Origin of the sequence: Vibrio brasiliensis LMG 20546, assembly GCF_000189255.1 — a bacterium.
In the GTDB taxonomy this organism is placed as follows: domain Bacteria; phylum Pseudomonadota; class Gammaproteobacteria; order Enterobacterales; family Vibrionaceae; genus Vibrio; species Vibrio brasiliensis.
In genome coordinates this window covers 1-24,363 of sequence record NZ_AEVS01000116.1, presented here as the reverse complement: position 1 = coordinate 24,363, position 24,363 = coordinate 1, and the positions used below count along the sequence as shown (strand labels likewise).

Annotated in this window: 25 protein-coding genes, 1 tRNA gene and 1 pseudogene; 17 read left to right on the top strand and 10 right to left on the bottom strand. The window is 45.2% G+C overall.

The annotated features are described in order from the left end of the window. Nucleotides 1–31: 31 nt before the first annotated feature. From RH46_RS22585 to RH46_RS21215, 7 genes are all read right to left on the bottom strand, one after another. A complete protein-coding gene (locus RH46_RS22585) occupies nucleotides 32–154 on the bottom strand; it encodes a hypothetical protein (protein ID WP_275664263.1) in 123 nt (40 codons plus the stop codon). 655 nt (nucleotides 155–809) lie between these two features. Next, a complete protein-coding gene (locus RH46_RS21240) occupies nucleotides 810–1,394 on the bottom strand; it encodes a hypothetical protein (protein ID WP_006881586.1) in 585 nt (194 codons plus the stop codon). A gap of 79 nt (nucleotides 1,395–1,473) precedes the next feature. Beyond that, nucleotides 1,474–2,073: a YagK/YfjJ domain-containing protein gene (locus RH46_RS21235; RefSeq protein WP_083810795.1), complete on the bottom strand. Its 600-nt coding sequence runs from the start codon at nucleotides 2,071–2,073 to the stop codon at nucleotides 1,474–1,476. A 190-nt stretch (nucleotides 2,074–2,263) separates the two neighbouring features. Next, nucleotides 2,264–2,434 carry a helix-turn-helix transcriptional regulator gene (locus RH46_RS21230; protein WP_006881584.1) on the bottom strand — a complete coding sequence of 57 codons (171 nt, stop codon included), beginning with the start codon at nucleotides 2,432–2,434 and terminating at the stop codon, nucleotides 2,264–2,266. A gap of 92 nt (nucleotides 2,435–2,526) precedes the next feature. Then, the gene (locus RH46_RS21225; RefSeq protein WP_006881583.1) at nucleotides 2,527–3,573 is read right to left on the bottom strand and encodes a hypothetical protein; all 1,047 of its coding nucleotides are present in this window, start codon (nucleotides 3,571–3,573) and stop codon (nucleotides 2,527–2,529) included. 289 nt (nucleotides 3,574–3,862) lie between these two features. Then, nucleotides 3,863–3,939: transfer RNA gene (locus tag RH46_RS21220), tRNA-Arg, on the bottom strand. 52 nt (nucleotides 3,940–3,991) lie between these two features. After that, nucleotides 3,992–5,125: a flagellar assembly protein FlgT gene (locus RH46_RS21215; RefSeq protein ID WP_006881582.1), complete on the bottom strand. Its 1,134-nt coding sequence runs from the start codon at nucleotides 5,123–5,125 to the stop codon at nucleotides 3,992–3,994. 163 nt (nucleotides 5,126–5,288) lie between these two features. On the opposite strand from RH46_RS21215, the gene RH46_RS21210 reads away from it, so the two are divergent. After that, nucleotides 5,289–5,924 carry a FlgO family outer membrane protein gene (locus RH46_RS21210; protein ID WP_006881581.1) on the top strand — a complete coding sequence of 212 codons (636 nt, stop codon included), beginning with the start codon at nucleotides 5,289–5,291 and terminating at the stop codon, nucleotides 5,922–5,924. A gap of 8 nt (nucleotides 5,925–5,932) precedes the next feature. Further along, nucleotides 5,933–6,364, top strand: coding sequence for a flagellar assembly lipoprotein FlgP (gene flgP, locus RH46_RS21205; RefSeq protein WP_006881580.1), 432 nt, complete (start codon nucleotides 5,933–5,935; stop codon nucleotides 6,362–6,364). A 65-nt stretch (nucleotides 6,365–6,429) separates the two neighbouring features. Here the strand turns inward: flgP and RH46_RS21200 are convergent, their stop codons facing one another. From RH46_RS21200 to flgA, 3 genes are all read right to left on the bottom strand, one after another. Continuing rightward, on the bottom strand, nucleotides 6,430–6,855 hold the full coding sequence (locus RH46_RS21200) for a flagella synthesis protein FlgN (protein WP_006881579.1): 426 nt from the start codon (nucleotides 6,853–6,855) through the stop codon (nucleotides 6,430–6,432). 18 nt (nucleotides 6,856–6,873) lie between these two features. Then, on the bottom strand, nucleotides 6,874–7,188 hold the full coding sequence (gene flgM / locus RH46_RS21195; RefSeq protein WP_006881578.1) for a flagellar biosynthesis anti-sigma factor FlgM: 315 nt from the start codon (nucleotides 7,186–7,188) through the stop codon (nucleotides 6,874–6,876). An 82-nt stretch (nucleotides 7,189–7,270) separates the two neighbouring features. Beyond that, the gene (gene flgA, locus RH46_RS21190; protein ID WP_006881577.1) at nucleotides 7,271–8,017 is read right to left on the bottom strand and encodes a flagellar basal body P-ring formation chaperone FlgA; all 747 of its coding nucleotides are present in this window, start codon (nucleotides 8,015–8,017) and stop codon (nucleotides 7,271–7,273) included. A 78-nt stretch (nucleotides 8,018–8,095) separates the two neighbouring features. On the opposite strand from flgA, the gene RH46_RS21185 reads away from it, so the two are divergent. From RH46_RS21185 to RH46_RS21115, 15 genes and pseudogenes are all read left to right on the top strand, one after another. Next, nucleotides 8,096–9,022 (top strand): chemotaxis protein CheV, encoded by a 927-nt coding sequence (locus tag RH46_RS21185; protein ID WP_006881576.1) that lies wholly within the window; start codon nucleotides 8,096–8,098, stop codon nucleotides 9,020–9,022. 12 nt (nucleotides 9,023–9,034) lie between these two features. Continuing rightward, complete coding sequence (locus RH46_RS21180) at nucleotides 9,035–9,862, top strand: protein-glutamate O-methyltransferase (protein ID WP_006881575.1); 828 nt, start codon at nucleotides 9,035–9,037, stop codon at nucleotides 9,860–9,862. 239 nt (nucleotides 9,863–10,101) lie between these two features. Next, nucleotides 10,102–10,497 carry a flagellar basal body rod protein FlgB gene (flgB, locus tag RH46_RS21175; RefSeq protein WP_006881574.1) on the top strand — a complete coding sequence of 132 codons (396 nt, stop codon included), beginning with the start codon at nucleotides 10,102–10,104 and terminating at the stop codon, nucleotides 10,495–10,497. Between the two features lie 4 nt (nucleotides 10,498–10,501). Beyond that, nucleotides 10,502–10,918 carry a flagellar basal body rod protein FlgC gene (gene flgC / locus RH46_RS21170; RefSeq protein ID WP_006881573.1) on the top strand — a complete coding sequence of 139 codons (417 nt, stop codon included), beginning with the start codon at nucleotides 10,502–10,504 and terminating at the stop codon, nucleotides 10,916–10,918. 17 nt (nucleotides 10,919–10,935) lie between these two features. After that, entirely contained in the window at nucleotides 10,936–11,649 is a 714-nt protein-coding gene (flgD, locus tag RH46_RS21165; RefSeq protein WP_006881572.1) for a flagellar hook assembly protein FlgD, read from the top strand. Between the two features lie 43 nt (nucleotides 11,650–11,692). Further along, nucleotides 11,693–12,997, top strand: coding sequence for a flagellar hook protein FlgE (gene flgE, locus RH46_RS21160; protein ID WP_006881571.1), 1,305 nt, complete (start codon nucleotides 11,693–11,695; stop codon nucleotides 12,995–12,997). Between the two features lie 205 nt (nucleotides 12,998–13,202). Continuing rightward, nucleotides 13,203–13,952: a flagellar basal-body rod protein FlgF gene (gene flgF, locus RH46_RS21155; protein WP_006881570.1), complete on the top strand. Its 750-nt coding sequence runs from the start codon at nucleotides 13,203–13,205 to the stop codon at nucleotides 13,950–13,952. A 19-nt stretch (nucleotides 13,953–13,971) separates the two neighbouring features. Beyond that, nucleotides 13,972–14,760, top strand: a complete 789-nt coding sequence (flgG, locus tag RH46_RS21150) for a flagellar basal-body rod protein FlgG (RefSeq protein WP_006881569.1) — start codon at nucleotides 13,972–13,974, stop codon at nucleotides 14,758–14,760. 15 nt (nucleotides 14,761–14,775) lie between these two features. Next, nucleotides 14,776–15,555: a flagellar basal body L-ring protein FlgH gene (gene flgH, locus RH46_RS21145; RefSeq protein ID WP_006881568.1), complete on the top strand. Its 780-nt coding sequence runs from the start codon at nucleotides 14,776–14,778 to the stop codon at nucleotides 15,553–15,555. Nucleotides 15,556–15,622: 67 nt separating this feature from the next. Beyond that, on the top strand, nucleotides 15,623–16,714 hold the full coding sequence (locus tag RH46_RS21140; RefSeq protein ID WP_040896449.1) for a flagellar basal body P-ring protein FlgI: 1,092 nt from the start codon (nucleotides 15,623–15,625) through the stop codon (nucleotides 16,712–16,714). Nucleotides 16,715–16,725: 11 nt separating this feature from the next. Beyond that, a complete protein-coding gene (gene flgJ / locus RH46_RS21135) occupies nucleotides 16,726–17,634 on the top strand; it encodes a flagellar assembly peptidoglycan hydrolase FlgJ (RefSeq protein ID WP_006881566.1) in 909 nt (302 codons plus the stop codon). A 352-nt stretch (nucleotides 17,635–17,986) separates the two neighbouring features. Then, nucleotides 17,987–19,860, top strand: a pseudogene (gene flgK, locus RH46_RS21130) (flagellar hook-associated protein FlgK). A 10-nt stretch (nucleotides 19,861–19,870) separates the two neighbouring features. After that, the gene (gene flgL / locus RH46_RS21125; protein ID WP_006881564.1) at nucleotides 19,871–21,064 is read left to right on the top strand and encodes a flagellar hook-associated protein FlgL; all 1,194 of its coding nucleotides are present in this window, start codon (nucleotides 19,871–19,873) and stop codon (nucleotides 21,062–21,064) included. A gap of 370 nt (nucleotides 21,065–21,434) precedes the next feature. Then, nucleotides 21,435–22,580 carry a flagellin gene (locus tag RH46_RS21120; protein WP_006881563.1) on the top strand — a complete coding sequence of 382 codons (1,146 nt, stop codon included), beginning with the start codon at nucleotides 21,435–21,437 and terminating at the stop codon, nucleotides 22,578–22,580. Nucleotides 22,581–23,075: 495 nt separating this feature from the next. Further along, nucleotides 23,076–24,209, top strand: coding sequence for a flagellin (locus tag RH46_RS21115; RefSeq protein ID WP_006881561.1), 1,134 nt, complete (start codon nucleotides 23,076–23,078; stop codon nucleotides 24,207–24,209). Nucleotides 24,210–24,363 lie beyond the last annotated feature (154 nt).

The window sequence follows — 24,363 nt, the reverse complement described above, 5'->3', positions numbered from 1 at the left end:
ACTTGATTGCTAGTAAGCCCTTAGCAAAGCCTTACTTGATAAGAAGAGCATTCCGCTTTTGCTCAGGGATGTTGACTGCCATCATTCTGTACTCTTGGATGGTTAACATAGGTTTTATCGATGGTAACTCACTCTTTAGTGACTCGATTTTCATTGGGTACTCGTTTACAAACAGTCTAATTTCTTTCGTTGCTATTGCCATATATATCGCGATGTACGATGTTCTGCAGGTTCTATTGAATCGGAGGAACGCAGATGGATGAACTTGCAACATTTACGTCATTGCTATACGTCGTTCCCCTCGTTGTGTTTGCGCTTGTTGTCTTTGAGTTACTATCACCATCAGCGATTGAGAGGGTTCTACTAATTGCTACCTTCTTTACTGTGGTTTTACTTAGTTACTTATGGATAGATGCGCTTCACTGCTGTTTGGAACCAAGCGAGCAAAAAGAAGTTGGGTACATTAGTGACAAAGCTAGACTCTTAATAGACAGCCTAATAGTTTTAGCGTTATATCTGTATATCTACAAAGTGCTGAAATTTGACACTCAGTAATCACTGTCTAGTCTTTCAAGATGCTTCATTACTTATGGTGAACCTGTTACTTAACGTTCTTAAACAAGGCATTAATGAATTTAAACGTTCTAAGTATGGCGTGAACACGAAAAACTATCTCGATACCCTACAAGCCGATTTGAACGTTTGTGACAGTTCGAAAATTGATATGTAGAGGCTTTGTAGTCGACAAGCTAATGTTTGCTCACACTGCTGGTGGGTCTAGTCTTAACCACTATCCTCGTAGCAACAATTTACCAGTCAATATTGTAGGTCACCTGACTGGCTTGTTGATGCTGCTTTCTCTGCTCTAGGGTCGCCAAGATCAGTTCTTTTTGAATTTCGTCTTTCTCAATGGATTGCTTAATTTGTTGGAGCTTGGCAATAGACATTTCTAGGCTTGCGATACGTGCAGTTGTTCTATCGATGAGCTCGTAGAGTGGGAGCGTTGATTTAACCAACTGCAACTTTCCATCAAACCCTTCTAACGAGCTTTCTTGCTCATTGAACCACTTGAGCCTATCGGCTTGATGGGCGAGTAAGGCCCTTGTGTATGCAAGTTCATCTTCTAGAGAGCTAACTTGATTAGCTGCATCAGCATATTGAGGAGCAATGTATTTACTATACCCGTCATGCTTTGTGCGCACTGCGCTAAAAGTATCAGATGCGCATTTTGTGCTATTGGATGAATGGCTGTGAAACTGCTTTATCGTCTGGATCTTAATGTGCCTACGAGCGGTATTATACTTAAGATTGTTAGCGTGACACCAATCACGTAATGAGATATTGGTTTTCTGAAAGTCACCAATATATCGTTTTTCGAGGCTTTTCCAATCCATGATTTATCCATTGTAATTACACGAGATTTCACAGCTATTCATAATTAAAAATAACTTAAGTAATTGTTTTATCTATAACTTAAGTCTTCCTTTTCGTCAATTCTGTCAGCCGGCTCATCGAGTAATCATTTGTATTGTTCGGACGCCTTCCTTTTCCCCTTAGTTTACCTAAGTAGGATATTCGATAGATGGCATGGCCCAGAGAACCCTGATCGCCGCGAGAAACAATGTAATAGCAGTTTGATACTCTCTGCATGTAGCCACCGAAAGAAACCTCTTTCCAGATAGCTGCTAGTCTCTCAAGCAATTTACTTGGGTAGTGTACACGTGATTCATCAAGCATAAGGGCAACGTGATAATGTGGTGTGTCAGATGTTTCTTGCTCTCGAGCCCAGACATAGCCAACTTTCTTTAGCCGATAAGGGCTGGTGCTCAGTAGCCTTTTGGTCTTATTGATGAATGAAGATATTACCTTGTTCGATGGGTAGTCTGTTCCTTTGGGGAGTGTTAAGTTGAAAAACACCACATTAACTTGACTGTAGGTGTTAAGCATGACTTCCATCTGCCTGTACCACTTACGCATAAATATCTTATCAACGAAATACATACCTCCGGCATTTACTCGCCACTGCTGGCCTGACAAGTTGACGTATTCGCAATTGGTATAGTCTTTGGTCATGATGGTTTTAGGTATGTAAATTGCGAGGATAATATAAATATCCTGCAGTTGTGGAGGTTGTTAAGTCACTTGGATAGCCCAGAGGCTAAAGCGCCACTGATAGATAAAGCGTTAGAATTACATGGGTAATTTAGGCTATTTTCTATCAGCGCACTTTAGGTCCTAAAACGAACTTTCACGAGAACACATATTATTGCTCAAGTAGCCATTTCTCTATGGTCTCTTTTTTCCAACCCAGAGTTCGACCTTTGTACTGGATAGGCGGTGGCAAGATTTTGTCTTTTGCCCACCAACGCCAGATGGTTACTTTAGATTTGTTCAATAGACGAGCTAGTTCATTTAGCGTGACTAATGGTTCCATTTGAAATCTCCTGGTTAGGAACGTTATCGAATGAACCCCATTATCCAGATGGGTACTGATCCAAGTTATATGGGTACTTGGATCAACCATATTTAGTTGTTACGCCCAAAATCGTCGCGAATTACTGTCTCCATTTCTTGCTCATGTTCGACAGCCAATTGCTTGTTTTCCATAATGATATTGTTGTTCTTAGCAACCTCTTCTTGTTTGCGATCTTTCCATTGCTGGTGGTACTTTCTGATAGTTGCCGTATCATATCCCGTCCTGTTTAAGACGCGCTTGCACAGTTCATTTTGAAGTTTGCTGTCCTCTATAGTGAGAATCCCTTCTTCCAGTTCCCAGTCGATAACTGTCTGTTCTAGCTCAAAGATATCATTGAGGTCACTTTTGCTATACATGGGGCGTTTTCCATGAACAGGAAGTAAGCCTTGTGTGGTCCAGAATACACCTAGCATAGCCTTTACTTTCTTGTCGATAAGCCTGTTGCGGTCTCTGATATCAGCTTCTGTAGTACCATCTTGGTCGTTTTTGCATTCTTTGATGGTGTGCAGTGTATCTACTGCGAGCTTATGATACGGATATGCCAGAGCTTGTCGTTGTGAATACCTGCGGTTCGTGCGGATTACGTCCGCCGTGAGCAACAGAGCAACTACGGACCACTTCAATGACTTATATACATTGTGCAGTATTTCAGACTGGTAATAGCGGCGTAAATCGACAGCTTGCGGCTCGAAAAGTAATGGATTTGGCGCTTCAATAACACTCTTGCCATCTCGCTCTTCTATGGTCAGCCTGATGTCCGAATATCGTTGAGTAAGAGAAGTGTATTGCGCACGTCTTTCTTCGAATTTAGGAAGATGATTGGTCAATTCAGGATTAGCTAGCCTTTCTGCTGGGGGAGGACAGCTACTGGCTTGTATTTGGATTAGACGTTCTGCAGCGTCATAAAAGACTTGAGCAATTTCTTCTCGATTTTCGTTGGAACTGTCTTCCAACACTTTGTCCCCTTTGTACATTAACTGAACTGCCGCCCATCGTGAGCCATGATCTTGGTTTTCAGTTATCTCGCTGCTATGTGCTTCTCTAAGTTTTGTATTTTCAGTCTTGAGCCAGTCTTCTGGTGGATTGGTATGGTGCATAGTTTTGTGGCTACCTGTGTCAATTTCAGAAAGCTTTAGGCTAGGGCGACGATGGTGCCTTAGCCATTGTTATTTCATGAACTTGCAGGTTAAGTCATAAAATTAGCCAAATGCCGCGAATACCGTTAAGTGTGGTTTTATCTGAGCTGATATGTGCCTAATTGTATTGATATGTACTTGATGGCATTGGTAGTGGTAGGTGGGAGCTTGTTTGACTAATTGTTAGACTAAATGAGGGTTTGAAGTGAAGGTGGGCTAGTGGTTGCTAACTTCCTAGCCCTTTTAAATATGGCGCTCCCGACAGGATTCGAACCTGTGACCTATCCCTTAGGAGGGGATCGCGCTATCCAGCTGTGCCACGGGAGCCTATCTCTATGATACTGAATTCATTTCAGAAGTTAAGAGTAAAATAGTGTGATTACAACAACTTGTGCATCACGTCGCCAATTTGGATACTGCCTGCGAGCTCGGCTTGGTCTATGGTCAACTCAGCTTCGTTTTCGTATACGCGTGACACAGTCAAAGTGATGTCAGTCTCAGTGACTTTATTGCGGGGTAAACCGCGCTGGTCGATGAACGAGCCTGTATGCCATAGCTGCAGTTTGTCGCCTGGTTCAACGCCATGAACTCTGCCGAGATCCATAGTGATGGTGTTGCCCCATTTAGCCACTACTTCAGGCAAGGTGATCTTGCAAGATACTTCAGACTCAAGGTCGAGCATGATGTTACGGCTTACGCGCAGCATCATATCGCCATAAGTCGATGCCCAAAAACGCGCGCTTTTAGTATCGACCTGACTGGTTTTCGCAAAAGGCCAGCGTGCCACTTCGCGGTAGTTTCTGTTGTAGACTTCATTACCTGTTTTGCCATCAAATACTGTCATCTCAAGGGCGAACTGGCGATTGATGACATCATCTTTAATCAGGTTTTGCTCAATTGTCGCGGTTAAGTCCGTGATCACGCCACCAATGATGTACTGTGCACCTGTATCTTCAGCAATCATCTTTAAGCGCTCTGGATAGCGCTTGCTGATTTCAAAATCGGTTGTCCCAACAGAGATGAAGTTAGTCGACTCTTGATCGAGCTGGCGGTTTATCACGTTAGCAAAGTCATCACCTACGTCATATATCTGTCCCATTACCGCCTGACCCGGGTTGGAAAGGGAGATATTGCCGACTAAAAACGTCTTCTTGTACTGGTCGACGTGGCAACCCGTTGCCGATGGGTAAATATCAATTCTTGCCTTAACGAACATTACGCCTTTGCGGGTCTTCTGTTCTTCGACCAGGATATAGCGCACTTCGCTATTGGTGAACTGATACTCTTTGCGTTCGCTTTCCAGTAGAGGGCGAAGATTCGAAATGCTGCCGATATCCGCACCCGAGAAGCGTACTGCTTTATACAGTGCGTCTTCTAATGCGTGGATACGGGCGACCTCTTCAGAAGAGACCACAGTTGCCGTGCCTGTCACTTCATACCAGCCAGCCAAAGCTGTGTTAGCAAACAGGCTAACGTATATGGTTGAAAAGAGGATCAGAAGCGATTTTTTCATGTTCGATTACCAAGTTGGTTCATTTTTTGCTTATTAAATCTTAGCTGATTTAGGCGTTGCCTTTCTAAATAGTTGCATAGTTAGAAAAGCAAGGAATGTTCCACTTTTAGAAGAGAGCTAAAAGAAACGACATTTTAAGCCTTAATGTATCGGAGATTAGAGAATGAAAAAATGGCTATCGCTAGTGCCCGTGGTGTTTCTCACCGCTTGTGCCTATGCCCCAATATACAATGGTAAAGAACCATACCCAGGCTCGCAGTTTATGCTGATGGAGAGCCCGCGTCATACTCTTGACTTCTTTGTTGAGAGCATGACTGAAGACCTTATGATTTCGAATACCAGTGTTTCCGCACGGACACCTATTGCCGTAACCTCGTTTGTCGACCTGCAAAATATGGATGCGACCAACTGGTTGGGTAATTCCGTTTCTGAAGGTTTTATTCACCAGTTCCAGCGCCGCGGTTTTAAGGTCGTTGATTTTAAAACCACAGGTTCGATTCAAGTCACTCACCAAGGTGATTTCGCGTTTAGTCGTGACTGGAAAGATCTGGCCCAAGAACAAGATATTCAATATGTGCTGACAGGTACTATGCTTCGTCAAGAAGGTGGTGTGATTGTTAATGCGCGTGTAGTAGGTATGCAGTCTCGAGTTGTCGTTGCGACAGCGCAAGGCTTCTTACCTGCAGATCGAATCGGTCGAGATCTTGATACCCTTAATAGTATTCGTACTCAGGATGGTGTATTAATTCGTTCAGACCCAACCATTACTCAACCTTATACTGTGATTTTGCGCCCGTAGGAGATCAGATGAAAAAGCTATTACTCCTTGCCGTCGTGTTTGTCATGGTTGGCTGTCAGCCACTAAGCACCATGCGCCCTGATGACTGGTTAACCGCTGTTGGCTACGCCAGTATTAGTGAACAGAAGGGACGCAACCAGGAAGAGAAGCAAGTGCGAGCTATGCGCGCGTCTAAGATTGACGCTTACCGTGAATTGGCTGAGCAAGTCTACGGCATGCGTGTCAGTGGTCGTGCCGATCTGCAAGATCAACGCCTGGGTACAGAGCTAACCTCTGGCGCGGTAGATGGTGTGATTCGCGGTGCTGAAGTCGTACGTAGCTATAAAGTTGGCGACAGTTACGTGACAGAACTACGTCTTGATATTCAGAAGATGAACAAGTTACGTGACTATGGTGAAGTTCAGCAAGTACCTGAAAAAAGACAGCAAACTCTTTTCTAACTGACTATATTCTCTCTGATACAAAAAAAGCGGCAATCATTGCCGCTTTTTTCTGTTTCTAATCGCTAGGCTTTGATATTGGTGCCCAACGTAGTGATGTTCTTGGTTTGCCCTTCAGAAGTGTAAGTCATGCCAAGTTTTCCTTGCGACTGCTTCATCAGGTTATTAAGTTTATTAAAACTCAACTGGGCACGCTGGAGTGCCTGGCCATTAATATCATTGGCTTGCTGACACTGACTTACGATGGTTCTTATCTGCTCAACCAGAGGGCTCAACTCTGGATCAGTAGTAAGAGTGTCGACATCAGGGTGGCGACGAATACGATCGTCGGTGGTCTGAAGTTGTTCAATCAAAGTGATTTTTTGTTTGGCAATACTTTCGATTTCTTTGGATTGTCGGTTAGCTATGGCGTGCTGTTCCAACACAAGTACTTCACTGAGCTCTTGTGCATTTTTCAATTGGAATTCGACTAATCCTTGCAGTGCTGCCATTTAATGAGATCTCTTGGTTTACAGTCCGCCCAGCTCTTTCTCAAACTTCATCATATTATCAGCGAGTTTTTCTGGATCGACAGAGTATGAGCCATTAGCAATAGCTTCTTTAATTGCAGCAACCTTAGCTTTATCGAAGCTAGGCTGGCTAACCATTTGGTTGTGCATCTCTCCCACCGCCTTACCTTGTGAGCTGAGTGAAACTGCATCTTGCGCGACAGCAGACTTCTTTGCGGAATCTGAACCGCTAGTTTGAGTGCTGTCGTTACGTACCGAGTTCCTCGTCGAAGTCGAGAGAGGTTGCCCTGAACGTATATTATCAATACCTGCCATATGTTGAGCCTTTTTGCGAATTAGTACTTGTACTGTCAATATCGACGATCACGGAAAGAACTTTAGCTTTTTTTCTAAACAGTTAAAAAATTACCGTAACTTCAGAAATTCCAGTGACACGCCCTTCAATTATACGGTTGGATTTACTATTTTTCACTCTTATCTGCTCACCATGTGAGCCATCTGTTAGCGCGACGCCTTTTGTCGTGATCGTCATTCCGGATTTAACAGCCTTAATAGTGACCGTTTCGTTGCGGCATACGACACAAATATCTCTATCTTCTAAGATTTCTCCGGCACGAAGATTTTTTTTCGCTTTTGCGCCAATAACAGCATCAATTGAGGAAAAGCCTTGCCGCCTGAAGCGTTGCAAGTCTACCATACTAATAGTGACATCCTGCCCAGAAATAAGTTGGCCACGAGATAGTGCGCTGGTCAGTACAACTTGCGGGCCAGTGCGAGTTAATCGCACAGGTACATACACTCGCCAGTTATCATCAGGACATTCTATAAGCACAGTGATGTTACTTGCACTAGGATTGGTAGAGGAGGATGAACTTTGTAATGGGGCAGGACAGTCCGTGGCAAAGATGCGACTGTCAATGTCAGCGGCGTTAGCCTGCAAAGTTCCGCCGTTTGGCCACTCTATTGTAGAGAGAATGTACTCTTCGGCAGCGTGTTGGATCTGTGCAATCTGGTTTTCTGTCGCGGATGTCGCTGAAAAACTAAAGAAAAAGAATAAAAAGCCGATAGACTTACAAAACTTTTTATAGAAAGCTCTACAATTAGTTATGGAAAATGAGCATAAGTGATATTTAGGATATGTCATTCTGTTCCTCTGGTTTTTTCATGGCCTGCAGTAGACTACCATTTTTTTAGCATGAAAGTTTGAGATGGAGATGAGCTTATGACGGGTATTCTTGATTCTGTGAATCAGCGTACGCAACTCGTCGGTCAAAACCGATTAGAACTCCTAACCTTTCGCCTGATGGGGCGTCAGCGTTATGGGATTAACGTATTTAAAGTAAAAGAGGTTCTTCAGTGCCCTAAGCTTACTTCAATGCCAAACTTACACCCTCTTGTAAAAGGGGTTGCCCATATTCGTGGCCATACAGTTTCAGTCATTGATTTAAGTTTAGCTATTGGTGGCCGTCCTACAACAGACGTTGAGAAGGCGTTTGTTGTGATTGCGGAATTTAACCGCACAATCCAAGCCTTTTTGGTTACATCCGTCGAACGCATTATTAATATGCACTGGGAAGCTATTTTGCCGCCACCAGAAGGTGCCGGTAAAGCGAACTACCTGACTGCGGTTACCAATATCGATAACGAGTTAGTCGAAATTCTCGATGTAGAAAAAATTCTGGCTGAGATCGCGCCTATTGATGAAACAATGGATTCTTCGATTGGTGAGGAAATTGCTCAGGCAGAAACAGAAAAAGAGATCGTACGTCGCATCCTTATTGCGGATGACTCCACTGTTGCTCGAAAGCAGGTAGAACGTGCTATAACTTCATTAGGGTTTGATGTCGTAGCTGTAAAAGACGGCAAAGAGGCCTATGATAAACTTGTAGAAATGGCAGCAGACGGTAGTATTTATGATCAGATCTCTTTGGTTATCTCTGATATCGAGATGCCAGAGATGGATGGTTATACTTTAACTGCAGAAGTGCGCCGCCATCCTGATCTTAAAGATCTTTATGTTATTCTTCACTCATCACTCAGTGGTGTATTTAACCAAGCTATGGTCGAACGAGTAGGGGCAAACGCTTTTATCGCCAAATTTAACCCTGATGAGCTTGGTAATGCGGTGAAAACTGCACTTACAAAATAAAAAGAGAAGTTAATGACAGCAATAACTATAAGCGATCAAGAATATCGTGATTTCAGCCGCTTCTTAGAGTCACAATGCGGTATTGTCCTTGGTGACAGTAAGCAATATTTGGTCAGAAGTCGTCTAAGTCCGCTTGTTACTAAATTCAAGTTGGCTTCTTTGTCTGATCTGCTTAGAGATGTAGTGACGGGGCGCAATCGTGAATTGCGAGTTGCTGCTGTTGATGCGATGACAACCAATGAGACGCTTTGGTTTCGAGATACCTATCCATTTGAAGTACTTGCTAATAAGTTGTTGCCTGAAGCGGCGGCAAATAAAAGACCAATCAAAATCTGGTCTGCGGCAAGTTCATCGGGCCAAGAGCCTTATTCTATGGCAATGACGATCCTTGAGACTCAACAGCGTAAGCCAGGTATGCTACCGAGCGTATCTGTTACCGCGACAGATATCTCAGCAAGCATGCTTGATATGTGCCGTGCAGGTGTATACGACAACCTTGCACTAGGTCGTGGTCTGTCTCCAGAGCGTCGCCGCACCTTCTTTGAAGACGCTGGCGATGGTCGAATGAAGGTCAAAGACAATGTTAAACGTCTGGTTAACTTCAGACCGCAGAACCTGATGGATAGCTATGCCTTGTTAGGTAAGTTCGACATCATTTTCTGTCGCAACGTGTTGATCTATTTCTCTCCGGATATGAAATCGCAAGTACTTAACCAAATGGCAAACAGTTTAAACCCAGGAGGGTACTTACTGTTGGGGGCTTCAGAGTCTTTAACCGGTTTAACGGATCGATTTGAGATGGTTCGCTGTAACCCAGGCATCATCTACAAACTTAAGTAGTGTCATTTCCTTTCCCAAAGCCCAGCCATCGTGCTGGGCTTTTTTGTACCTTACTGACTGTTACTTGTATACTTTTGTTTGAGCACTTCCAAAATCTCACTTAGCCGCGACCAACAATTAAAGTTGGCGTGGTTATTGCTCAGTAAAACATGAAGTGAATGTGGAACAATTTTTAAAGTTGGTACGCTAATTGCTTTTATATTTAATAGTAACGGTCAGTTCTTTGAGTAGAGGTCAACATGGCTATTTCTTTTGACAACGCATTAGGTATCCACCAACACACGGTGGGCGTACGTGAGCGCAATGCTGAGGTGATTTCCACCAACATTGCTCAAGCGAACACTCCTGGCTATAAATCGAAAGGAATGGATTTCCAGAAGGCACTGCAGGCGGCAACCTCGGAGGCAAGCATTGGTCTTAGCCGTACCGATGGTCGGCATATACCTGCCTCTACCCAGGTGACAGGGGAAGTGATGTATCGCCTTCCAACACAACCTGATACCGGTGATGGCAACACGGTCGATGTGGATTTAGAGCGTAACTTGTTTATGCAAAACCAAATCAGACACCAGGCATCACTCGACTTCTTAGGAAGTAAATTCAAGAACTTAACGAAAGCAATTAAAGGGGAATAGATAGATGAGCTTATTTAACGTATTCAATGTAACTGGTTCTGCCATGAGCGCTGAATCTGTTCGTCTAAATACTACCTCGAGCAACCTGGCTAACGCGGACAGTATCTCTAGCTCAGCAAAAGATACTTACAAGGCGCGTCATGCTGTGTTCGGTGCAGAGTTAAGTAAGGCAAAGTATGGCCGCGACCATACCGTGCCGGTGAAAGTGTTAGGTATTGTTGAAAGTGATAAGCCGCTTAACGCGGAGTACAACCCGGATCACCCACTCGCAAACGACGAAGGCTATATCTACAAGCCGAACGTCAATGTGATGGAAGAAATGGCTAACATGATTTCTGCTTCACGTTCTTACCAAACGAACGTTCAATTAGCAGATGCAAGCAAACAAATGCTGCTGCGTACGCTGCAGATGGGTCAATAGGGATAAGGAGGTAACGTATGGCCGGAGGCATTAATAATAATGTTGGTCAAAGCGGCTTGTCCTATATCGATCAGCTTAAACAGCTTCAGGACAAGAACAAGCCGAATGAGACAACAGGTAAGCAGGATCTTAAGCAAGAAGACTTCTTATCTTTGCTCACTAAGCAGCTTGCCCAACAGGATCCGTTTAAGCCGGTCAGTAATGACCAGATGATTGCACAAATGGCGTCATTCGCGACGGTTGATGGTATCGGTAAAATGAACAATCAGTTTGAAACACTGAATGCTTCGATGACATCTAACCAAGCGCTACAGGCGTCCTCTTTAGTAGGACGTGACGTCTTGGTCCCTGGTGCTGCTGGCGTGAAAAATGATGACGGCAGTATGGCTGCCATGGTCAAACTACCTCAAGCTGTCGATAACTTGATGGTGAGGGTAGAAGACCAGATGGGGCAGCTTGTTCGTACCTTCGATGTTGGTTCAAAGCCTGGTGGCGATAACCGAGTCGTATGGGACGGCAAAGATCAAAACGGTAACCCATTGCCGGCTGGCAAATACAATGTGAAAGCAGCTGGTTTGCTAGATGGAGAAGCTAAAGAGTTTGAGGTTTCGACCTATGCAAACGTCAATAGCGTTCTTCTGGGTAAAGGCGATGGTAACGTACTACTCAATCTGGCTGGCTTTGAGTCGCCAGTTCGACTTGCTGAAGTACTAGAAGTTGGCAAAGCGTAACTCTGTAATCAGTAGATATGCTAGCTAGATAGGAGATTTTGGAATGTCATATGTTGCACTAAGCGGTTTATCCGCAGCTCAGTTAGATCTGAACACAACCAGTAACAACATTGCGAACGCGAACACATTTGGCTTTAAAGAGTCACGTGCTGAGTTCGGCGATGTTTACTCGAATTCACTGTTTACCCACGCGAAAACCACACCGGGTCAAGGTGTGCAGGCAGCTAAGGTTGCTCAGCAGTTCCATGAAGGTTCAAGTATTTATACTAACAACCCAATGGATCTACGTATCAGTGGCACAGGCTTTTTCGCAGTGGCGAAAGATCGTCTTTCACCTACGACCAATGAGTTAACGCGTAACGGTGCTTTCCACCTGAACAAAGATAACTACATGGTAACAGCGAATGATGAGTTCCTGCTTGGTTACCAAGTCAACAAAGATACTGGCGATGTGCTTTCGTACGAACCATCACCTATCAATATTCCAAAAGAGTTCGGTAAGCCTAAGCAAACGGCAAACATTGAAGTCGGCGTTAACCTTCCTGCCGGAGGTGAGCTGAAAGATCCCGCCCTGTTTGACTATACCGATCCAGAAACGTACAACCGTTCAACTTCTTCGACGATTTATGACTCAATGGGTCAGTCTTACAAGTTGACGACGTACTACCTGAAAGATCAGACACAGCCTAATACATGGCAGACTTACTACACTGTGACAGACAGTGCTGGTGAAAAGCCACTAAATATTTTAGGCGGTGATGCAACAGCACCAACAGGACATGTTGGTCACACCATGAAGTTTAACAATGACGGTACGCTTGCAAGCCTGAACAACGGTCAGAACATTGTTTCTGAAGCGTTAGGTACAGGTGCTAACCCTGTTGAACTGAACGGCGCTGATGTAAACCAGACTCTGTCTTTCGGTCTGCAAGATGCGACACAGTTTGCCGCACCGTTTGAGCTGACTAAGTTCGATGAAGATGGCGCGACAACAGGCTTCCTGACTAAAGTTGATTTCGACGAAAACGGTAGTGTTCTAGGCACATACTCAAACGGCGAAAACATCATTTTAGGTCGTGTATCCTTAGTTCGAGTTGCTAACGAGCAAGGGCTAGACAAGAAGGGCGGCACGCAGTGGGATTCGACTCAGTTCTCAGGTGATAAGATCTGGGGTGAATCGAATAAAGGCTCTTTCGGTACTATCAGTAGTGGTACTCTGGAGCAATCAAACATCGATATGACACAAGAACTTGTCGATTTGATCTCTGCGCAACGTAACTTCCAGGCTAACTCTCGTTCGCTGGAAGTACATAACCAAACGCAACAGAACATCCTGCAGATTCGTTAATCTCCTCTTAACGACATTGGCAATCATCTGTATAGCAAGCTGGTGGCAACGATCAGCTTGCTATTGTTGCCGCTGAAGACAAAACCTTCCTCATACACCTCCTCACACTTGCCGCTCTTGGCTTAATTATCTGATAAATAACGACTTTAAATATTGGCACATATGTTGCTTTCATTGATCTGAATTGTGATTTTTGGAGCAAATTATGGATCGTGCACTGTTTCTCGCCATGAGCGGAGCCAAGCAGAATATGCAAGCGCTACAGCTTAGAGCGAACAACCTGGCGAACGTCAGTACCACGGGTTTCCGTGCTGATTTGGCGCAAGCTCGTTCAATGCAAGCATATGGCGAAGGTCTACCTAGCCGTGTATTCAGCATGACAGAGCGTCCGGGACATAATTTCCAACAAGGTAGCGTAATCACCACTGGTAGAGATCTGGATGTGACCATTCAGGGCCAAGGCTGGATCTCAGTGCTAGATAAGACAGGTCAAGAAGGTCTAACGCGTAACGGTAACCTTAAGGTTGACGTTAATGGCTTGCTTGTTAGTGGCAATGGCAATCTGGTTCTGGGTGAAACAGGCGCGCCAATTACTCTGCCAATTCCAGTCAGTAAAGTTGAAATTGGCAATGATGGTACCATCTCAGTTGTTCCTCAGGGCGCACCTGCCGATGCAATCGAAATCGTTGACCGCATCAAGCTGACCAGCACCAATAATCAATCACTATTCAAAGATGTTAACGGCTTGTTCCGTGCAAAAGATCCTAATGCGGCATACGAAGCGGATGCCGATGTAAAACTGCTCACAGGCGCAATTGAAGGCAGTAACGTCAATGCTATTGGCGAGATGACCAGCCTGATTGACTTGCAACGTCAGTTCGAAATGCAAGTGAAAATGATGAGCACCGCAGAAGATATGGACAAAGCGTCTGATTCTCTGCTTCGTATGAGCTAATAGACTTTAGGAGAAGGTTATGCATCCGGCACTATGGGTAAGTAAGACTGGCTTAGACGCTCAGCAAACCAATATTTCAACAATTTCAAACAACCTGGCTAACGCATCAACGGTAGGTTACAAAAAGAGCCGCGCCGTTTTTGAAGACCTGTTCTACCAGAACATCAATCAGCCAGGTGGTCAGTCATCGCAAAACACAGAACTACCAAGTGGCTTGATGCTAGGTGCGGGTTCTAAAGTGGTTGCGACGCAAAAAGTTCACACTCAGGGTAATACTCAAACGACTAACAACAGCCTCGATATGATGATTGAGGGTGATGGTTTCTTCCAGATCCTGATGCCAGACGGCAACATTGGTTATACCCGTAATGGTCAGTTCACTGTTAATGATGAAGGTGTGATCGTTACTTCAGGTGCTGGTTATGCTCTAGAGCCTGAGATTGCCATTCCAGAAGACGCAATCAGTGTCACTATCGGTACGGATGGTGAAGTATCAGTGCGTGTTCGTGGCCAACAAGACAATCAGGTAGTTGGTCAGATTGCGACGGTTGATTTCGTTAACCCGGGTGGTTTAGAGCCGATTGGTCAAAACTTGTACCTGCCAACAGGCGCTAGTGGTGATCCTCAAGAGGGGGTTCCGGGCTTTGATGGTTTTGGTGAAGTCCGTCAGTCGATGCTAGAAACATCAAACGTTAACGTAACCGAAGAGCTGGTTAATATGATTGAAGCTCAGCGTGTTTATGAAATGAACTCAAAAGTCATCTCTGCAGTCGACAAGATGATGAGCTTTGTTAACCAGCAGCTTTAATTTAGGGGTAGAGCAATGAATCGTTTAATCGCACTTTTCGCTCTGACAGTCGTGTCTGGCTGTACCATGCTAGAGCCACCAGTTGAGACTCCTGATGTTGTGCAAGGCACAACAACCGTAGATGCAGTAGAAGGGGACAAGTCGGATGCTGATAGTACTGGCATAATCGATACATTGCGCGGCAGAAACGATCCGGTTGCTGGTGACCCTGCGTGGGCACCTATTCACCCTACACATCGTCCAGAGCACTATGCTGCTGAAACTGGCTCTTTGTTCAATGTTGCCCAGACCAGCAGCCTGTATGATGACTCAAAACCTCGTGGCATTGGTGACATCATTACCGTCACTCTGGATGAAAGCACCAAAGCGGCAAAAAGCTCAGATGCTGATCTATCGAAAAACAATGATGCGTCGATGGATCCGCTAGAAGTGGGTGGGCAACAACTTAACGTTGGCGATTACAACTTCTCTTACAACCTGAGTAACGACAACTCATTTAGCGGCAGTGCGGCGGCTAATCAAAGTAACAGCATCTCTGGCTCAATTACGGTCGAAGTGATTGAGGTATTGGCGAACGGCAACTTAGTGATTCGCGGTGAGAAGTGGCTAACGTTAAATACTGGCGACGAGTATATCCGACTCAGTGGTACGATTCGTCCAGATGATATCGATTATGACAATACTATTGCGTCTAATCGCATCTCAAACGCAAGAATTCAATACTCAGGCACTGGAACTCAGCAAGATATGCAAGAGCCAGGTTTCTTGGCACGATTCTTTAATGTATCTCTCTAAATCCATCTGATGCCGCTTTTTTGGCACCAAAACAAAGATGGCACAGAGTTAGAGCAAAGGTATGGTCATGAAAAAGTTGTTTCTCCTAATTACAAGCTTGCTGGTTATCGCAACATCAGCACAGGCAGCGCGAATTAAAGACGTTGCTCAGGTTGCTGGTGTGCGTAGTAACCAACTGGTGGGCTACGGACTGGTAACGGGTTTACCGGGTACTGGAGAATCAACACCCTTTACCGATCAAAGCTTTAACGCCATGCTACAGAATTTTGGTATTCAGATGCCACCGGGCACTAAGCCAAAAAGTAAAAACGTCGCAGCGGTAATTGTTACTGCTGAACTGCCAGCTTTTTCTAAGCAGGGTCAGACTATTGATGTCACTGTATCGTCAATTGGTTCTGCGAAAAGCCTGCGTGGCGGTACTCTGATGCAAACCATGCTGAAAGGTCTCGACGGGCAAATCTATGCCGTTGCACAGGGCAATCTTGTGGTTAGCGGTTTCAGTGCGACAGGTGCTGATGGCTCTAAAATTGTTGGCAACAACCCAACAGCAGGCATGATTTCTAATGGTGCTATGGTTGAACGTGAGATTCCTACGCCGTTCAGTCGAGGTGACTACATTACCTTTAACTTGCTTGAATCTGATTTTACCACTGCTCAGCGTATGGCTGATGCGGTAAACAACTTCCTTGGTCCGCAAATGGCGTCAGCTGTCGATGCAACGTCAGTCAAAGTACGTGCTCCACGTGATGTGACCCAGCGAGTAGCCTTCCTTTCAGCCATTGAGAATATTGAATTTAATCCGGCAGAGGGCTCTGCCAAGATTATCGTTAACTCACGTACAGGTACGATTGTGGTGGGTAAACATGTGCGTCTGAAACCTGCTGCTGTAACACACGGTGGTATGACAGTCGCTATCAAGGAAAACCTTAACGTAAGCCAGCCTAACGCTTTTGGTGGCGGTGAGACCGTTGTGGTACCTGATACTGATATCGAGGTGACTGAAGAGCAGGGCAAGATGTTTAAGTTCGAGCCTGGTCTGACTCTGGATGACCTGGTACGTGCAGTCAATGAAGTCGGTGCTGCGCCTTCAGATCTGATGGCAATCCTGCAAGCACTCAAACAGGCTGGCGCCATTGAAGGCCAACTGATTGTTATCTAAAGGAGTAGAGCATGATTAATAACGGCAACGACATCGGCTTTATTCATGATATTGCTGGCCTCGACAAGCTTCGTCAAAAGGCAGTTGATGGCGATGAAGGTAGCGAAAAAGAAGCGCTTACTGCTGCGGCTAAACAGTTTGAAGCTATCTTTACTAACATGCTGTTCAAATCAATGCGTGACGCCAACTCGACTTTTGAGTCTGGACTAATGGATAGCCAGAATCAACAGTTCTACCGTCAGATGATGGATGAGCAGATGTCGAGTGAACTGAGTGCATCGGGCTCGTTAGGATTAGCAGACATGATCGTTGCACAACTCTCATCTGGTAGTGTCGAAAACCAGAACGCCAAAGCGCGCAATACAGACTTTGAAGCCATGATGGAAAAAGTCGATCGTATCCGTCAACAAAGAGCGGATGAGCCGACGGCGCCTATCGCTACTGTAAAACAGCCTTCCCGATTTGATTCACCAGAGTCGTTTGTTACTTCAATGAAGCCGTATGCCGAGAAAGCGGCACGTGCACTTGGCATTGATTCATCGCTGCTTCTTGCTCAGGCTGCGCTTGAAACTGGCTGGGGCCAGAAAGTAATTAATAACGCTGCTGGCAGTAGTAACAACCTCTTCAATATTAAGGCAGACCGCAGCTGGGCAGGTGATCGCGTTGCGACACAAACTCTTGAGTATCATCAAGGTGTACCAGTGAAGGAACAAGCGGCTTTCCGTTCTTATCAAAGCTATGAAGAGAGCTTCAACGACTACGTTCGTTTCCTTAACGAAAACCCACGTTACACTACAGCTCTACGCCATGGTGGCAATAATGAAGAGTTTATTCGCGGCATCCACCAAGCAGGCTACGCGACCGATCCGCGTTATGCCGATAAGGTATTAAGTGTTAAGGCGCGGATAGATCAGATGTAGCTCGAGGTCTGCGCCCTTAGAGAACGGACTTCGTCCTGCGAGAATTTAGACCGGGCTGCGCCCTTCGAGAGGTGCGCTCTTGGGCTGCTGAGTAAGTCTATAAGACTGAGGTTTTTGCTAGGGACTTATATCTCAAATGCAGAAAAAAGGTTGACGCCTTCACGTCAACCTTCCAAGATTTTCTCGCTTCTCGCTTCTCGCTTCTCGCTTCTCGCTTCTCGCTTCTCGCTTCTCGCTTCTCGCTTCTCGCTTCTCGCTTCTCGCTTCTCGCTTCTCGCTTTGGCACACATATTGCATTTATTAACCCAGATGTTCAGTTAATACTGATTTTTATAGGTTTCTTGGGGGCAATATGGCGTCTGATCTTCTGAATCTTGGTTCGCAAAGCGTACTGACGGCTCAGAGACAACTAAACACCACAGGTCATAACATCTCTAATGTAAATACAGAGGGTTATAGCCGTCAGTCGGTGATACAAGGCACAACATGCCGCGCCAGTATGGTGGGGAAACCTATGGTATGGGCGTGCACGTGGAAAAAGTTCGCCGCTCCTGGGATCAGTTTGCCGTTAATGAACTCAATGTATCTACTACCAACTATGCGCATAAAGTCGATGATGAAGGCAACCTTGAGATGCTCTCTAGTATGCTCTCATCCGTTGCGTCTAAGAAAATCCCTGAGAACCTCAATGAATGGTTTGATGGGGTTAAATCTCTTGCGGATAGCCCTAATGATGTGGGTGCGCGTAAAGTAGTGTTGGAAAAAGCCAACCTAATCACGCAGAACCTCAACGATTTCCATGAGACCATTCGTCGTCAGTCGGATGTGACCAACAAAAAGCTCGATTTAGGTATTGAGCGTGTGAACCAACTTGCCTTAGAAATTCGTGACTTACACCGTCTGATGATGCGTACACCAGGGCCACATAATGACCTTATGGATACCCATGAGAAGCTGGTGGCAGAGCTATCAGAATATACCAAAGTCACGGTAACTCCGCGTAAAAATGCTGAAGGTTTCAATATCCATATCGGTAATGGCCACACCTTAGTTTCAGGCACAGAAGCCAGTGAGCTGAAGATGATTGATGGTTACCCTGATGTTCATCAGCGTCGTCTGGCGATGATTGAAGGTAAGGGCATTAAAGCGATCACCACCAAAGACATCGATGGCAAGATCGGTGCGATGTTATCGATGCGCGATGAGAAGATCCCTCAATTGATGGATGAGCTGGGAAAGCTGGCTACCTCATTCTCTTATGAAGTGAATAAGCTTCAATCTCAAGGTCTTGATTTAAGAGGGAACATTGGTGGTTTGATCTTTACTGACGTTAACTCTGAGGTTGTTGCTAAGTCTCGCGTGGTGACCTCTTCCAATTCTGAAGCAGAGCTCGCGGTATTTATTGAAGACACCAGCCAACTGATTGGTGGTGAGTATTCACTGCAATACACCGGCGGCGACTACTACATTACGCGTCCTTCAGGTGAGCAGTTTATTGTTCCGGTCGTCGATAACTCGATATCGCTTGATGGGATTCGTATCGATATTCGTCAAGACCTTGAGTCTGGTGAGCGCGTTCTGTTGCGTCCGACGCGCAGTGGTGCGGCGCAAATGCAGATGGAAACCAATGACCCAAGCGATATTGCCGCGCAAAGTTACGAAGCGTCGACAACCTTTGCTCAGGGTAAGGCGAAGTTTAGTATTGCCCAGGCAGGTGACTTACGCGAGTTTGAGGTCATTATCTCGCCGGACGGCAAACAGTTTGCCGTTACCGATACCAAAGGCAATGTACTGCTTCAACCTCAAGCTTATCCTCCATCAGGCGCAGTCACCGTTCAGGGCACCTCATTTGAACTGACCGATGGCGCATTACCTAATGACAAGTTCACGGCAAACCTTGTCCCTTCGGAAGGTGATAACGGCAACTTGCTAAAAATGCAAAATATCCAGACCGATAAAAAACTCAACGATGGTGAGTCGACGATTCTGGATATCTATCACAACCTCAATACTGACGTTGGCTTGCAGATGTCGACCGCCTCACGATTGACGGATGTTTCCCGATTAGAAAAAGAAGCGGCCCAAGAGAGAGTTGCTTCTATTTCAGGGGTAAACCTCGATGAAGAAGCGGCAAACATGATGAAGTTTCAGCAAGCATATATGGCTTCGTCGCGCATCATGCAGGCGGCCAATGACACCTTTAACACCATTCTGGCGCTGAGATAAGGAGGCATAAATGATGAACCGTATTTCTAGCTTCCATAACTATCAGTCGGTACAGAATGATTTGCGTCGTTCTGAAGCCAAGGTACACCATAACCAGGCTCAGTTGGCTTCTGGTAAGAAGTTGATGAAAGCCAGTGATGATCCTTTGGCGACACACTACATCCAGAATATCGGTCAGCAAAAAGAGCAGTTACGTCAGTTTACCGATGCGATTACCTTGACTCGTAACCGTCTTGAGCACCATGAAGTGATTATTTCTAATGCTGAAGAGTTTGCCGATGAAGCCAAGCGCACGGTTATGGAAATGATTAACGGTGCTCTGTCTCCAGAAGACCGTCTGGCGAAGCGTCGAGAAATTGAAGAGATTTCCAATAACTTCCTTAACCTGGTTAATGTGCAGGATGAATCCGGCAACTACATTTTTGCTGGCACCAAGCCAAAAAATCAGCCTTTCTTCCGTGATAGAAACGGTGATGTGGTTTACGCCGGTGATGACTATCAGCGCAAGATGAAGATCTCCAATAGTTTAGAGATGCCAATTAATGACCCTGGCAGCAAACTGTTTATGGAAATCGACAACCCGTTCGGTGACTTCGAGCCTAAGTACAACCTGAAAGATGCTTCCGAACTGCTGTTAGAGCGTGCTATCAACATCGACCCTGATGACCAGTCCAGCTACAAAGTAACCTTTGTCGATATGCCGGAAGGCAAATACGGTTACCAGCTTGAGCGAGATGGTTCAGTGGTTAAAGCGGATACGTTTGATCCCGCTGAGGGCATTCAATACGAAGGCGTGAGGATTCAGGTAAAAGGTCAGATTACTAAAGGCGATGAGATTGAACTCGAGCCACGTCGTACGTTTAGCGTTTTTGAAACCTTCCAAGATGCAATGGAGCTGTCACGTGGTTCGGTATCAGATTCGTCTAATACTGCTCAGTTACACCAGATCACCCAAGAGTTCCATGCTGCGTTTATTCACTTGAACAAAGCACGTACTGATGTCGGTGCAAGATTGAACACGCTGGACATTCAAGAAGAGCAGCATGATGACTTCAAAATGACGCTGGCTAAGTCGAAGAGTAATTTTGAAGACCTTGATTATGCCGAGGCAATTATCGAGTTTAATGAAAACTCAAGAGCCCTGCAGGCATCGCAACAGGCGTTTGGTAAAACCAAAGACTTAACATTATTCAACTACATCTAAGCTCAATGCCTTATGTGCAATGCCATAAGTGCGAGATAGATGTGGTTTGTTACCGAATTACTGCCGTTAAGAGTGGCAAGTAAGGTGGCAAAAGGGCGGCAAAGCGATTGCCGCACCCAGTGAGTGCTAATTGTTCAAATCGAATGAATTTCGCTCACTTTATTTAAGTTGCTAATAATTAAAGGGAAATTAATTTATTCCTCTGATTTTTATAGTTGGCACATAACTTGAATTAACTAGCTAAGAGTTAAACAAATAAGTTTTAAGCAGGCAGAAGGTCTGCTTAGCAAGGCATTTACGGTCAGTGCTTCCAAATGAGACAAAGCTGGCCGCTTCGCAAGCACTTGCGAACTCAATAGGAGAGCAAACTATGACCATTACAGTAAATACTAACGTTTCGGCGATGACCGCCCAGCGTTACCTAAATAAAGCAACAGGTGATCTGAATACCTCGATGGAGCGTTTGTCTTCTGGTCAACAGATCAACAGTGCAAAAGATGATGCGGCTGGCCTACAGATCTCGAACCGACTAACGGCTCAGTCTCGTGGCCTGGATGTGGCGATGCGTAATGCCAACGATGGTATCTCGATTGCTCAGACTGCGGAAGGTGCGATGAACGAATCAACATCGATTCTACAGCGTATCCGTGACTTATCACTACAGTCTGCTAACGGTACTAACTCGGCATCAGAACGTCAGGCACTACACGAAGAAGTGTCAGCGCTACAAGACGAACTTAACCGTATCGCTGAAACGACATCATTTGGTGGTCGTAAATTGCTGAATGGTTCGTTTGGTGAAGCATCATTCCAGATTGGTGCGAGTTCAGGTGAAGCAATCATCATGGGGTTAACCAGTGTTCGTGCGGATGACTTCCGTATGGGTGGCCAGACATTTATCTCTGACGCTGAAAAAGCAAAAGATAAAGACTGGGGCGTACCTACCGCAGCGAAAGATCTAAAATTCGAATTCACGACTAAAGATGGTGAAGCGATAACTCTTGATATCATCGCTAAAGAAGGCGATGACATCGAAGAACTAGCAACATACATCAATGGTCAGACAGACAAGTTTAAAGCGTCAGTTGATCAGGATGGCAGACTGCAGATCTTTGCCGCAGAGCCTAACCTGGAAGGCAACCTGAATATTTCTGGTGGTCTTGCTAGTGAACTTGGTCTGAACGGCGGGCCTGGTGTGCAAACAACGGTACAGAACATTGATGTTCGTTCAGTTGGTGGCGCTCAGAACGCAGTTGGTATCGTTGACGCAGCACTTAAGTACGTAGATTCACAACGTGCTGACTTGGGTGCTAAGCAAAACCGTCTAAGCCACAGCATAAACAACTTGGCGAACATCCAAGAAAACGTTGAAGCATCTAACAGTCGAATCCGCGATACAGACTTCGCGAAAGAGACTACGGCGATGACCAAAGCACAAATTCTGCAACAAGCGGGTACTTCAATACTTGCTCAAGCAAAACAGTTGCCAAACTCTGCAATGACACTATTGCAGTAGTGGTCAACCTTTTCACTAACGTTAACCTAGACGTGGGGTTAGTGAAAGTTTGACGGCAAACATAGGTGATCAGGTAATGGAGTTCTCTCTCTCACCTGCTCCATCACTGGAGTCACTTATGTAGCACGGCAGCCAGGCTGTGATCATTTCTCTCGATCTCCATATTGGCATTGGCTACCAAATAGCCCCGGTTCTCTCAAAGGAAAAGGGGCTTTTCTTTTGCCCAAAGAAAATACCATCCTATTCGGCTATCTCCCCCTGCAAAAAATCTGCGTTTATCGGCTGAAATACGCAAAACTTTAGCAATTGATCTCATATCTGCCAACTTTGTCATCGATATAGGTTTTCCAGCAGAATTTTATAGAATTTGACCAAATAGCTCTAAAGTTAATCAATCACTCGTCGCTAATAAGGTTACTTTGAGAGAACTAATTGGTTTGCCGAGACGTCGGAAACCTTTACCTCCGGTCTACGGAAATCAATAGGAGAACCACTATGGCGGTTAATGTAAATACAAACGTTTCGGCGATGACTGCACAACGCTATTTAAATAGCGCGTCAAATGCCCAACAAGCGTCGATGGAAAGACTTTCATCCGGTTTTAAGATCAACAGTGCGAAAGATGACGCGGCTGGCTTGCAAATCTCTAACCGTTTGAATGTGCAAAGCCGAGGTTTAGACGTCGCTGTTCGTAACGCAAATGATGGTATTTCAATGGCACAAACAGCAGAAGGTGCCATGAATGAAACGACCAACATCTTACAACGTATGCGTGACCTCTCACTGCAATCTGCTAACGGCTCGAACTCTAAGTCTGAGCGTGTTGCGATTCAAGAAGAGATCACAGCGCTAAATGATGAGCTAAACCGTATCGCAGAGACCACATCATTTGGTGGTAACAAGCTACTAAACGGCACTTTCGCAACGAAGTCATTCCAGATTGGTGCGGACAACGGTGAAGCAGTCATGCTAACCATGAATAACATGCGCAGTGATAATGCTATGATGGGTGGCAACAGCTACGTAGCAGCGAATGGTCAAGGTAAAGACTGGACGGTTCAGGGCGGTGCTAACGATTTAACAATCACTCTGACTGACAAGTTTGGCCAAGAGCAAAACGTAGCAATCAATGCTAAAGCTGGCGACGATATCGAAGAACTGGCTACTTACATCAATGGTCAAACAGACCTTGTGAAAGCGTCAGTAGACCAAGATGGTAAACTGCAGCTATTCACTGACAACAACCGTGTTGAAGGTGCTGCGGCGTTTGGTGGTAGCTTAGCGGGTGAACTAGGTATTGGTGAAGCTAAAGCAGTTACTGTCGACACAATTGACGTAACATCTGTTGGCGGTGCTCAAGAGTCAGTTGCGATTGTTGACGCTGCGCTTAAATTTGTTGATAGTCACCGTGCGGAGCTAGGTGCATTCCAAAACCGCTTCAACCATGCGATCAACAACTTAGACAACATTAACGAGAATGTGAATGCGTCTAAGAGCCGAATCAAGGATACAGATTTCGCGAAAGAGACTACAGCTCTAACTAAATCTCAGATCCTTACTCAGGCTTCGAGCTCAGTTCTTGCTCAAGCAAAGCAAGCGCCCAACTCAGCGTTGGGGCTTTTAGGCTAAGGAAATAATTCCTGAGCTATTTAAAAAGTCATGACTCTAAATGCAAAAATCCAGCTTCGGCTGGATTTTTTATTGGCAAAAGAATAGAAGAATATAAATTCCTACCTATAAGCCAGATAAAACAAAACCCAGCTAAAAAGCTGGGTTGTTTAAT